General features: G+C 53.0%; 8 protein-coding genes. 5 read left to right on the forward strand and 3 right to left on the reverse strand.

The genetic code is table 11. From position 1 onward, the window contains the following. Positions 1-7 precede the first annotated feature (7 nt). From HYD27_RS20225 to HYD27_RS20245, 5 genes are all read left to right on the forward strand, one after another. The gene (locus tag HYD27_RS20225) at positions 8-1411 is read left to right on the forward strand and encodes a M24 family metallopeptidase (protein ID WP_228745227.1); all 1404 of its coding nucleotides are present in this window, start codon (positions 8-10) and stop codon (positions 1409-1411) included. 60 nt (positions 1412-1471) lie between these two features. Further along, complete coding sequence (locus HYD27_RS20230; RefSeq protein ID WP_219218154.1) at positions 1472-2743, forward strand: hypothetical protein; 1272 nt, start codon at positions 1472-1474, stop codon at positions 2741-2743. A gap of 258 nt (positions 2744-3001) precedes the next feature. After that, complete coding sequence (locus HYD27_RS20235) at positions 3002-4465, forward strand: PTS transporter subunit EIIC (protein WP_219218156.1); 1464 nt, start codon at positions 3002-3004, stop codon at positions 4463-4465. Beyond that, positions 4449-5633 (forward strand): oxidoreductase, encoded by a 1185-nt coding sequence (locus HYD27_RS20240; protein WP_219218158.1) that lies wholly within the window; start codon positions 4449-4451, stop codon positions 5631-5633. Before HYD27_RS20235 ends, HYD27_RS20240 begins: the two co-directional genes overlap by 17 nt. Positions 5634-5698: 65 nt before the next feature. Then, on the forward strand, positions 5699-6661 hold the full coding sequence (locus HYD27_RS20245) for a DMT family transporter (protein WP_219218160.1): 963 nt from the start codon (positions 5699-5701) through the stop codon (positions 6659-6661). Positions 6662-6922: 261 nt separating this feature from the next. Here HYD27_RS20245 and HYD27_RS20250 read toward each other — a convergent pair whose 3' ends face one another. From HYD27_RS20250 to HYD27_RS20260, 3 genes are all read right to left on the reverse strand, one after another. Further along, complete coding sequence (locus tag HYD27_RS20250; protein ID WP_219218163.1) at positions 6923-9556, reverse strand: family 16 glycosylhydrolase; 2634 nt, start codon at positions 9554-9556, stop codon at positions 6923-6925. 230 nt (positions 9557-9786) lie between these two features. Then, positions 9787-11358: a response regulator gene (locus HYD27_RS20255; protein ID WP_219218165.1), complete on the reverse strand. Its 1572-nt coding sequence runs from the start codon at positions 11356-11358 to the stop codon at positions 9787-9789. A 4-nt stretch (positions 11359-11362) separates the two neighbouring features. Then, positions 11363-13201: a sensor histidine kinase gene (locus HYD27_RS20260; RefSeq protein ID WP_219218167.1), complete on the reverse strand. Its 1839-nt coding sequence runs from the start codon at positions 13199-13201 to the stop codon at positions 11363-11365. Positions 13202-13262: the final 61 nt, after the last annotated feature.

The raw sequence follows: 13262 nt of genomic DNA on the forward strand, positions 1-13262 counted from the left end.
AGACGCTATGACCAACTATATGGAATATGTCACCTATGCCAAGGCGCCTGCCCCGCCTGTGTATTCGGAGCCGCAGCCGGTGGATTTGACAGACGAGACTATGGCGATCCATACCCGTAACATTTTGAGCCGGATGAAGCAAGAAAAGCTGGATGTGCTGATTGTATACGCAGACCGGGAGCATGGGACCAACTTTGGCTACCTGACCGGATTTGAGCCGAGATTTGAGGAAGCTGTGCTGGTGCTTCATGAGAACGGCAAAGCTTATCTGATGCTGGGCAACGAATCGCTGCGAATGGGGCAGTTCAGCCGAATACCGGCGGAGGTCGTTCATACCCCGTACTTTTCTCTTCCGAATCAGCCAATGGGGAACACGAAGACATTGGCGGAGCTGGTGGAGGACACAGGGGTCAAGCCGGGAATGGGCGTTGGCCTTGCAGGGTGGAAAATGTTCACAAGCGGGCTTGAGGACAATGGCCTTTTGTTTGATGTGCCTTATTTCATAGTGGACGCCGTTAAGCGCGCGTCGGGCGATTCCGGGCGGATTCGCAATGCCGCCTCTCTGTTCATTCACCCGGAGAGCGGGGCGCGGGTTATCGTTACCGCCAATGAGATCGCGCATTATGAGTTCGGAGCGGCGCTTGCCTCCGCCGGAATGCGAAGAATGCTGGACGAGCTTGAGCCGGGCAAGACTGAACTGGAATTGGCCGATTGCATGGAAAGCTTCGGCCAGCCCAACAATGTGCAGACCATCTGCGCGGCAGGGGAGCGCTTCACCAATGCGGTTGTTGCGCCGAGAGCCAAGCGGGTGAGCGTCGGCGACAGATTCTCCTCTACCATCGGATACCGGGGGGGCCTGACGAGCCGTTCGGGCTATATTGTCTCATCTGCGGAGGAATTGCCCTCCGAAGCGGCGGATTATCTGGAGGCGGTAGCAAGACCCTACTATGCTGCAAGCGTGGCCTGGTATGAGTATATGGCGATTGGCAGGAGGGGACGGGATATATACGAGCTGATAGAGTCCGTTATACCAAAATCCCGGTATGGCTGGAAGCTTAATCCCGGGCATTTGACTGCCGGTGAAGAATGGATGTCCTCTCCCATCTATCCCGGTTCGGATATTGCGGTCGCCAGCGGCATGTTGTTCCAGATGGACATTATTCCATCGGTTCCGGGTTACGGCGGCGCCGGCGCGGAAGACGGAGTGGCCATTGCCGATGAAGCGCTGCGTGCGGAGCTTGCACGGGATTATCCGGAAGTCTGGGGGCGTATTCAGGCGCGGCGCGGCTATATGACAGGCGTTCTCGGCATCCGGCTTCATCCTGAGGTGCTGCCGCTCTCGAACCTGAACGGTTATTTCCGTCCGTATCTGCTTAATAAAACCTGCGCGTTCATAGCGGGCAGAGCATAGTCTTGCCGGCTTGGTAATGCTAAATCCGTCCACTCATAACAAAGGGAGGTTGTTCGTTGTATGTTGAAGGTAAGCAGTGCTAGAGCCATCATTAATCCCAGTTTCCCATGCAAAATGGAGGGGTATCATGAAAAAAGATTCAGCCTGTTCCAGAAGAACGAGAACGGCATAGCAGAAGACCCGATTCGCACGTCTTACGGTGTACGGGATGATCTTGTGCTGGACACGCTCTATCTGGAGGCGGATGACGGGAAAGGCGTCGTTATTCATATCCCGGACATCATCATGATTGAGCAGTCTTACGGCGACCGCGCCAAGGACACGCTGGCTGCCCGCTTCGGAATGGACAAGGAGCAATTTATCATCAGCTGCTCGCATACGCATGCAAGCCCGCTTGTATCAACGGGAATGTACGGGGACCGTGAGCCCGACCAGGAGTATTTGCAGCTTGTTATCGACAAAATGGCCATGAACACGGAATATTGTCTGGCGCATAAGAAGGAAGCGTCAGCCACGCTCGACCGACACCAAATAGACGGTTACTATTGCAACCGCGCCGGTCTTGATGTTGAATATTACGACAAGATTGACACGCTGTTGTTCAGCGATGCAGAAGGACACGGCTTGGTGAAGCTGCTTAACATGGCCTGTCATCCGACTGTGCTGGACAATAAAAATCTCTGCGTCTCCGCCGATTTCTTCGGTGTTATCCGCCGGTATCTGCAGTCGCTGGACGGGGTGCCGGCAGCCATTGCCAACGGTGAAGGCGGTGATACAAGCACGCGCTTGACGAAGCAGGCCGGGGACTGGAACGAGACCGTCCGCATTGGCGAAGGCGTAGCCAGACAAATCGTGGAACCGAACGCGCCGCAAGCATTGACGCTCTCAAGCGTTACCATTACCGAGGTGCCTTTTACTGTGGATTATGTGCCGGCTGAGGATGACTACCTGAAGGCGAAAAAGACCGAACTGGAGAATCGCCTGGGAACACTTGAACCGGGCAGTAAGGAAGCTTTGCTGATTTCGGCCTGCTTCCTTGTTGATGTGGAAGAAAAGCTTGCCCAGACACGGATTTATTATCAGATGTCCAGCTTTATCTATGACTTCGGGGCGCTCCGTCTGGTGACCTTTCCCGGAGAAATCGACACCCAGCTGGCCAAGCGGCTGCGCACTGCAGACAACAAGCCGACGTTTGTCATCGCCTACACGAACGGTTTCCATTATTATGCCGTAAACAAGGAAGAATATGGCCATAACCATGAATCATACAACTCCCGTTTTCCCTATGGAGGGGCAGAACAATTCATCGACAGGATTGTGGCTGAGTATTGACCGCAGCTTAAGGCCGGGCCGGTCAATGATATGAAGCATATTTGATATAATGTGCGCTTATTCCTGACATCCTGTATAGGTATTTGTTGTTTATTCTCCGCTGGCGTAATCTTGATAGCAAGAGAAGAAGCCGGGCAGGAGGCAGCCGATTGGGTGACCGCTGATTTTATTAAATATATCTATTCGTATAACAACGGTAAAATGATTCAATTGATGGGGAAACAGTACCAAATTACATTAAGTGAGGGGTTAAGATCAATGGTAAAAGAGGATACGAAGGAGAAGTTGGCTCTGGCTGTCCTGGAGACGGTTGGAGGCGAGGGCAACGTTGCCATGGTCAGTCACTGTTACACTCGCTTGCGTCTGACGGTTAATGACCCTTCCGCAGTGGACGAGAGCAAGATCAGATCCATTCCGGGTGTGCTGGGCTCTGTCATCCGCGGAAATGAATATCAGGTTGTCATTGGCCCGGATGTATCCTCTGTCTACCTGACCTTCATGACGCTTGGAAACTTTCAGGCGGATGAAGACATTATGAACACTTCAGATGCCGAGCCGGTCAAAAAAGGGGAGAAAAAGGAGGAGGTGAAGCGGGTATCGCTGTTTGTGAAGCTGCTTGACTTTATTGCAGGAACTTTTTCTCCAATTATTCCGGTATTGATTGCCGGGGGCCTGACTGGAGCGGTGCTGACGGTTCTTACCAGTTTCTTCGGCGTTGCTGCCGATTCCGGGACGTATGTCGTTTTCAGCGCCGTCAATCAGGCCGCATTCTATTTCCTTCCGGTTTTTATCGGCTTCAGTGCTGCCAGAAAGCTGAATATCAATCCTTTTTTGGGGGCTTTTCTGGGTGTTGTGCTGCTCTTCTCGACCATTAATGGAGCGGAGGGACTAAACTTCTTCGGCATCCCTGTTCATACAACGACGTACAATACCACCGTATTCCCCGTGCTGCTGGCCATTGGCTTCATGTCTGTTGTCTACAAATTCTTTGATGCCAGATTGCCCAAGGTAATCAAAACCGTGCTGCTGCCCCTTTTGACAATAATTATAACGGTTCCGGTCACTCTGATTGTGCTGGGGCCGATCGGCGACATCGTCGGCACCTATTTCTCGGACGGCGTGTACGGGCTGTACAATCTGGCACCGCCGCTTGCCGTTCTTGTTATCGGCGCCGCTACTCCGTTCCTTGTATTCTTCGGTATGAACAATGCCCTGTACCCCGTGCTGTTCGCCATTTTTGCCGCGCAGAACAATGATCCGCTCATTGTGGCGGGGATGCTCTCGGCCAATATTTCTGTCGGCGCCGCTTGTCTGGCTGTCGGCCTTAAAGCGAAGAACGCCTCCACCCGCAGCGTCGGCATCTCCGCGGGAGTGTCCGGGCTTCTGGGAATCACCGAGCCGGGAGTATACGGCATTCTGTTTCCGCTCAAGCGTCCGCTGGTTGCGGCGGTGATCGGCGGCGGTGTCGGCGGTCTGCTCTGCGGTTTCCTGAAGGTGGCCGGTTATGCGGTTGTCTCCCCCAGCCTGGCTTCCATCGTTGCCTTCATTCCGGCAGACGGAACCATGAACAATTTTTATTTCGCGCTTGTGGTGACCGCTGTGTCCTTTATCGTCGCATTCGCGGCGGCATGGGTGCTGGGCTTTGAGCAAGATACCGATAAGCAGGGAAACAGAGTGCAGAGGCTGGACAGAAAGGAAGAATTGAATGGCGTTACTGTTTGAGCCGCTGACCATTCGCAACAAGACCATCCGCAATCGGATTTGTCTCCCTCCGATGGTCATCGGATCGTTCAGCGATGAGACAGGCATGGTGACACGCAACAACATAGAGCATTATGCGAGCTTCGCCAAGGGTGGAGTGGGGCTGATCATTCAGGAAAGCACCAGCCCTTCCACTTACGGCAAAGTGGCGGAGGATCAATTGGGTATATGGCATGATGACCATATACCCGGTCACCGCAGGATTGTGGAGGCTGTCCATGCGGCGGGGGCCGCAATTGTTATGCAGCTCTGCCATGCAGGTGTAACGGCAATTGAAGAAGAGACCTTCTGCCCGAGTGCGTACAGCTGCACCAAGAACGACCGGTTCCGCACAGGGACACCGCTGACGCCTGAGCATATCCGGAAGCTTCAGGATGATTTCGTGAATGGAGCGGTAAGGGCGTGGAAGGCAGGCTATGACGGCATTGAACTCCACGGCGCCCACCGGTACCTGATCTGCCAATTCCTAAATAAACGGGTTAACAAGCGGGATGACCGATACGGGCGGGACCGGACCCTGTTCGCCATAGAAATGGTCAGGCGGATCCGGAAGCTTGTTCCGGAGGATTTCATTCTCGGCATCAGGCTGGGCGCTTTCGAGCCGACGCTTGAGGACGGCATAGCACATGCCGTGAAGCTTGCCGGTAATGGATTCGACTATCTGAACATCTCCTACGGCTGCACGGGTGAGTTCGACAGCTGCGTCCCCGGGGACTACCCGTTTAAGGACGTCATTTACGCAGCCGGTGAAATCAAGAAGCATGTCGGCGTTCCTGTCTTCGCAGTCAACGGAATTCGTACGCCTGAATCGGCGGAGTCGATTCTCAAGGTCACTGGTGTCGATGCGGTGAATATCGGGCGGAGCATGCTGGTGAATCCGAATTGGGCCAATGATGCGATTGCCAGTGCGGATCCGGGACGTTGTCTCGAATGCCGCGGCTGCCAGTGGCACAAGGAGCCTCCGAAATGCCCCGGAAGGAAGCTGTTGATCAAGAAGCGCAGCAGGGCGGCTGCTGCAGCCGCAGAGCAACCGGGGACAACAGATATTCATGCCGCAGGAGTACCATCAGATGATGAAATGTCACGGAAGACCCTCAATTTGCCTTCGGCAGATTCGAGGCTTCCGTAAGCGTTGTCCCCTTTCGGACACCGTTATTTCAGGATAGATATCTGAGTTTCAAGTTGGGAGCATAGATGAAGACAAACAGAGTAACCCTAATCTCGCTAATTATTGCCATACTGAGCTTTAGTTCCTATGAGGTTGTCAGCAAGACGGTCGTTGGACATATCGACCCGACACAACTGACCTTTCTCCGCTATTTAACGGGAGGGGTCTTTCTGCTTCCTTTTGCTTTCGCGGATCTGAAAAAGCGTCAGAAGGGCATGACGGGCCGCGATCTCCTGAACCTGTTTGCATTGGGAGTCTTAAATGTTGCGATCAGCATGAACATCATACAGATTGGATATCAGCATACCGACGCCAGTCTGGCAGCCATTATAATTAGCTCCAATCCGATTTTCGTGGCGTTGATCTCCAGTTTTATTTTGAAGGAGCATTTATCGTTCAAAAAAATAGCAGGTTTGAGCATTGGAATCGTCGGGGTGCTGATAGCGATGGGCGGTACAGGCGACATGTCAGAGCCGGACATGCTCTATGGAATTATACTGCAGGTCATCGGGATGCTGGCCTTCAGCTTGTACACCGTCTTTGGCAAAAAGACCTCACAGAAGCTTGGAAGCTCGGCCATGACTGCGTTTACCGACTTGTTCGGCGCATTGGCCGTCCTGCCGCTTGTTCTGGCGAAGGGTGTTCACCCGTTCAGCTTTGATCTTGGAGCGATCTGGATTCAGATGCTCTATATCTGTATTTTTAATACCGGTATCGCCTTCTATCTGTACTTCCGGGCCTTGGAGTCGCTGGATACCAGCCTGGGAGCGATGTCGTTCCTGGTTAAGCCCTTGCTGGCCAGTCTGATAGCCGCTGTCTTCCTGGGTGAAGCGCTCTCGTATCAAATTTTCTTCGGTATTTTCTTCGTATCGGCTGGTATATATCTTGTCCTGCTATCCACGAAGGACACGAAGCTGCAGGGCCGCAGTAAAAAGAAGCGGCTGAAAGCCATGGACCAAGCGCCGGAAAAGGTCGGGATGGAGTCCTAGCGGGAACTGTCGTCCAAGCAAGGCGTTCAAGTGGTATGGGGTGGTGCACACTTGTAGGGAAATTCGATGCAAAAAGAAAAGAGGCCATCCTGCAAAGGATGGCCTTATACGTTCCGTTAGAATCAGCGCCCTAAGCCGCCCCAGGGGGGAGGAAAGGGCCGCAGATTCTGTTGGGGCAATACCAGTAACAAAGTCAAGAAGCCTATTGCTTACATGCCATACAGAATTCTGTAATGAAAATTCGGCTTGAGTATCTTCTTTCTACTCCGGGGTTCCCTGGGTCACCCCATGCACATATGTCTGCCAAGGGGAATCCAGTGCTCCTTGACCCGGGTTGTAGGTGAAGAAGTATTCCACGGTATCGCCTTGCTGCAGGTTATTCACCGGGTAGGTGTAGTTGCCGTTGCCAGCGGGGGTCATGGCTACGTTCAGCTGTCCGCCGTTGTTGATCTTGTAGTGCAGATCGGCGAAGGTTGCGCCGTTCACATAGAACAGCAGGTTATTGCCTGTTTTCTTCAGGCCGCGCACCTCATCGCCGATAATAATTACGGCCTGGGGAGGCGGCACGACGGTAATGGTGCTGGAGGCTGTTTTGTTGCCGTCGGCCGTTGTGGCCGTAACGGTTGCTGTGCCCGGTGCGAGACCGGTCACGGTACCGTTCTGGTTCACGGACGCGATGCCGGAACCCGAAACGGTCCAAGCGACCTGTTGATTGGCAGCGTTGGCAGGCGTCACACTGGCGGTTAACTGAACGCTCTGTCCGGCTTCCACTTGGGCGGTGGACGGAGTTACGGATACGCCGCTAACCGGGACATTTCCGGGATTTCCGCCGCCGCTGCCTTCTTTATACACCCGTACATAATCCACCTGCATCGTTGCCGGGATATCAGACGGATCAGGGACCAGCCCGCCGTCAAAGTGCCCGCCGACCGCCAGATTCATAATAATGTAGAAGGGCTGGTCGAAAGGGGCGTTCGGATTGTTCGGTGCAGCTACGGAATACCATTGATCTCTGCTGACTTTAAAGAAGAACTTGCCGTCCACATACCACTTCACGTTATCTTCTTCCCAGATCATGGAATACACATGATAATCATTGGCGAAGGTTTGGCCTTCAGGGAAGTGATATTCACCGGCAATATACCGGTTCACGGGCCATTGTCCGCCAAAGTGTACGGCGCCGCTGGTTGTCCCGGGCAGCCGCCCTTTGGCTTCCATAATATCAATTTCGCCCGATGCGGCCCATGCACCGTACGCTGCGTCTTCCGGAAGCATCCAGAGTGCAGGCCAGATGCCATTGCCTGTAGGCAGCTTGGCGCGAATGTCCACTCTGCCGTACTGGAAGGATAAATGATCTTTGGTGTTGATTTTACCGGAGGAGTATTGTGCATACCGGCTTGGATCCTGCGGGAAGGATTTCGGATCGTTCAAAGCCTTGATATTCAGCTGCCCGTCCTGTACATATATATTTTGTGTACTGTTTGTATAGTGCTGCAGCTCCGCATTGCCCCAGCCCCAGCTATTGGGGTCTTCGGTGATGTAGTAGCCTTGCTCATAATTCCATTTGCTTGTGTCGAGCGCGGTGCCGCTGAACTCATCCTGCCAGATGAGATTCATGCCCGGTACGGCCGGGTCCGTGGGCGTTCCGACTGTAATATCCTCATGGTCGGTGACATCGGGGCGCGGCGCATTGGGATTGCCGATAAAGGTGTAATAGACGTAATTGCTGCCGATACTACCGCCTGTCTGCCCGTTTAACGGATAGCCGATGCGGATTTCCATATCCTCTTGGATAGGCTGGAACCACAGTCCATAGATATAGTCGGCCCAATAGCCCCACTGATTGGCGTCGGACATGTTGTTATAGCCGTTGCCGGCGTAAACAAATCCGCTCTGGCCGGAATTGCTTAAATCCACCCATTGGCCGTTGATTTTAATCTGATAGACGAATTGGCCCAGCTCGCTGCCGATCGGCGCGCCTCCGTCTATCTTAGGAAGCGGAAAGCCGATGGCACCGCTGTTATCCGCTGTGTAGGTGGTGCCGTCGTAGGCTGAAATGACGTATGAATTTCTGACAGGCTCATTAAAGATGATGGTGTATATGAGACTGGCGGAAGAGGTCTTCGATTCCAGCTTGACATTGATTGATTCCGTTACGGTGAACCAGTAACCGCCGCCGCCGTCGGTGAATTGGCCGAAATTGCTGTCATAGATCCAGCCGCTGGCTGCATTGTTGTCAATATCAATCCATGTGCTGCTGTTTACAGGTTTTACATACACCTTCAAATCATCCGCCACGGCTTCATAAATTATGGCCGGATCATTGTTGAATGTAGGATAGGTAAAGCCTGCACTGCCTGTAAAGCCTGCTGTAATCTGCGGCCCTTGTGTAGGCGTCATAGCTGTGATGGTTGTTTTGTTTATGTTCTGAAATACTAGCGTGTAATTGAGTGTAACCCCGCTATTGGCCTTGGAGTACAGCTGAATTTCGGTCGTGGCGGAGAGTGTGAACCAGTAGCCGTTCATGCCGCCGTCGCTGAAGTGTCCCCAGTTCTGGTTGTAGACATAGCCGCCTGCGCTGTCGATGTCTACCCAGTTGCCACCCGTTTTCACTTTTACGCCCACGTCATCCGAAACATCATTCCAGGTGGCGGAGCCCCCGTTGAATATAGGCATGACAAAACCGTAGCTGGCTTGTCCAACCCCTGACTTGGAGATAACAGGCCCGTCTGCCGCTGAAAAGTAAGCCATAGAGCTAACGGTGACTCCTGCTGCTTCTGCTGTCTGAATCCTCGAAGCCGGCAATAGGCCGACGCCTGCCAGCATCACTATCGCTAAGAACAAACTCAATACCTTTTGCTTAAACCCAATCTCCGTAATGTGAAGTCGCTTCATACTTGCCCTCCTTATAATAAAATAATGGTTCCCGCCGGATCAGAATGACCCGGAGCGACAATTCCCCCGCTAAGCGGTTCTATACGGCATATAAGAAATCGCTTACATTGGAGGATACCTTTATTTTATCGAAAGGAATAATCTGGTGAAAAGGTACAATTGTTTTTATTATGACCCAATTTTTTGGCTTTTGCCTGTCTCTTTGCTTATCCACACAGCCATACTCCGATTTATAGCATAGTGTCCTGGTACCTGCCTTCTCTTTCCTGCTTCCGGCGCATCAGCTGCCGGTATTCGGTGGGCTGCATGTCCATCACATCCCGAAAGGCCCGTGTAAAGCTTTTGTAGCTTTCATATCCTACCATGGCGGCTACCTCAACGATTTTATGCTCGGTTTCGGCCAGCAGCCGCCGGGCTTTGTCCAGGCGCACATCACGCAGGTATTCTGCAAAGCCCTTGCCGATGCTCTTCTTAAACAGGTTGGAAAAATAGGCGTAATTAAGTGATACATGGTTGGATACCATCGCGAGATCCAGCGGCTTATGGTAATTTTCGTGTATATATCGGATGGCTTCGTTCAAGTCCTGCGTGTTCCGATAGCTGCACTTATACTCATAATAAAACTGGTTCAGCCGAAGCAGCTGTTGCTGCAGCGCCTGAATATAATCGCGGATGCCCGGATAATCGAACAGATTACGCAAAGATTCTATATCCAGCGCTTCTTCTCCCATGTACGGGCGGATAACACGCTCATATTCCTCCAGCATTTGCACTATGGCGCGGCAGAGCTGCTGTGTGTAACGAATGTGGTAGCGTTGCAGCACATCTTTATGGAATATGCCGGAAATGCCTTGGCTGATTTTGCCGGTGTTGTTGGTACCGATTAACTGGAACAGGGAATATAGCTCCTCATAGGGAAGCTCCCACTGCTGCTCCAGCCGCTCAATATGCGCGGGCAGGACGCAGCGCTTATCCGGAAACAGGAAGCTGTGCCGGTATAGCTCCAATACTTGCGTATAGCTGCCGGGCAATCCCTTTAATCCTTGCTGCGGGCCGGTCATTGCGGTTACGGCTTCAATCTGTCCTGCCGTGAGAGCAGCGGGAAAGGCTCCCGGATCAACAGCTGCATCAACTGCCAGGATCAGGTACGGGCGGTGCTGCAGGCATATGCATCCCTGTCTGCCATATACACGGTAGGCTATGGATTCCATGCTGTGGCTGCTGCTGGCCCCCGGCTGGTTAATCCATAGTTCCTCCCGCAGCAGGCAAAGGCGGTAATTGCGCCACAGCTCCGCATTTTGCCGCTGGGTCTCATCAATCCACGTTTCATCGCCCGCCGCGCCCTGCATATACATGCGCAGCTCTTTGCGGCCGGTCTCCAGGGCGAGACGGGATAACTGCTCCATGTTGCGCGACAGCGACATTCGCGTCTGAATCTCCTGCCAGACATGCTCAACCGAGGTTTGCAAATCCTCCCGCTTTACAGGCTTGAGCAGATAGCCTTTAGCCCCAAGCTCAATGGCCTTCTGGGCATAGGCAAAATCGCTGTAGCCGCTAATAATCAGATAATCCACCTTGATGCGTTCCTCTTTGGTCTGGGCCATCAGCGCCAGTCCGTCCATATCTGGCATCATGATATCTGTAATCACCAGCTGGATGCTGTGCTGACGCAATATTTCCAGCGCCTCCATCCCGCTTGCGGCGCTGGAAATGCTGTCAAGCGGCAGAGGGAATTGGCGCAGCATAGCCTGCAGGCCGTCGCGAATGTGCTTTTGATCATCCACCACCAGAATATTGATCATATGCCTACCATCCTCCAAGATTCACATTCTCCCAAGGCAACCGTATGGTTACACAGGTATAGTCACCCTGTACACTGTCAATCCAAAGCCCGCAGCCCATGCCATAATGGAGCTGCAGGCGCTTGTGCACATTTTCCAGGCCCAGTCCGTTTTTGCTGGTGATAATCGGCGTATCCGGGTCGCCCCGCAGCACGGACTGCAAACTGGCCAGCATCTCCGGGTCAACCCCTGCACCGTCATCCCGTATTTCGATTAGCAGCAGGCTGTGGCTCTCTACCCGTACGGTAATTTGAATACATACGCTGCCGCCCGGGGGCGCCGCGTGATGCACGGCATTTTCAACGATGGGCTGCATGCACATTTTGGGAATCGTATAGCGCAGCACCTCCTGGGGGAGATCCGCCGTCAATACAATGCTTCTTTCTTCCATAAAGTTTATGAACCGGATATAGCTGTGTATGTTGGCAAGTTCTTCGCGAAGGGCGACAGTGTCGCTGCGCCACTGCATGCTGTAGCGCAGCAGCGAGCCCAACGAAACCAGCGCACCCGCGATGGCCGGCTGCCGCTGAACCTCCGCGTGCATCCGGATCGACTCCAGGGCGTTGTACAGGAAGTGCGAATTGATCTGCGAATGCAGAGAGTGGAGCTGCGCGTTTTTGGCGATGAGCTGCTTATCCACCACCTGTGTCATCAGGCGCTGGATTTCGTCCAGCATATTATTGTAGCTGACGGCTACATAATCAATTTCATCACCGGTTTCATTGTCCTTGAGGCCCGTATCAATTTTCGCGTCCAATTGTCCCCTGCGCACCTTGCGCATCGAAGCCAGCACCTTCTCCAAACGGCGGAAAATCCGCCGGGTCATATGTGAAACGAGCAGCAGCATCAGCAGCAGCACGCACGAGGCAATGGCTGTCACAAGCAGATACCAGCTCCGCGGCCCCTTCATCAGAGCCTGATGGGAAGCGATATCGACCACATAGGCGTTCAGCGGGGCAATGTAGCGATACAGCGCGTAATAGGTTTGATCCCCGGCATGGACCTTAATGGGGCTGTTCTGCTGCAGCACATCCAGCTGTTCATGGACACTGCCAAGAATTTCGTCCAGCTTCTCCCCGGCATTTTGAGAGAACACATGCCCGGGATTATATACATTTTGGGAAGGATTAGTCCCGTCCATTACAACAGAAAAGAAATCCCCTCCGGTTTCCTCAAGCAGGTCGCTGAAAAATACGCTGTGCCGGGCGCGGATTTCCATGAGGGTGGGGAATTTGTGCTGCTGGCCCTGAAGGCGTACCAGCCTGTAATAGGATAGCGTATGCTCACCATCCTTAAAGGCGAATAAGCGGTATGCGGCACCCCCTTCATCCCGGAGTGTCACCCAGTAATCCTGCGGCCAAAACTTGTCATAATGGTAGATTTCAGGCCAGATTTCATACACGTCCGGGTTATCGACATAAAAGCTCAGCTCACTGATCAATTGATGGCTTTGAATGATATTATGCATCTGCTCATATTCATTTTGCCTGAATTTCACGAGACGCAGGCCATCCCCGCGCATATTGGAGTGAATGAAATCGACAAACCCCTTTTGAGTCAGCGCGGTGGAGGAAGCGTTCTCAAGAATATCCATTCTGCTGCGCAGCTGTTCGTCCAGCCGTGCGACATGATTGCTGCCGGCAGCCATAGCGTCCTTGTAGAGCTGGCTCTCCTGAATGCGGATAAATAAAAAGGACACCACAATGGCAGGGATGGCAATCAACAGGCTAAAGGCCATAAACAGCTTTTGCGATATGCGGGAATTGCGGTAAAGCCTCTTCATTGCAGTCAGCACATACTTCATCCGGGCAGCCTCCCCACCCCTGTAATATACCATATATTACAAACGGGCTGGTAGGTAATAA

The organism is Paenibacillus sp. S150, assembly GCF_019352175.1.
Taxonomy (GTDB): domain Bacteria; phylum Bacillota; class Bacilli; order Paenibacillales; family Paenibacillaceae; genus Paenibacillus_AQ.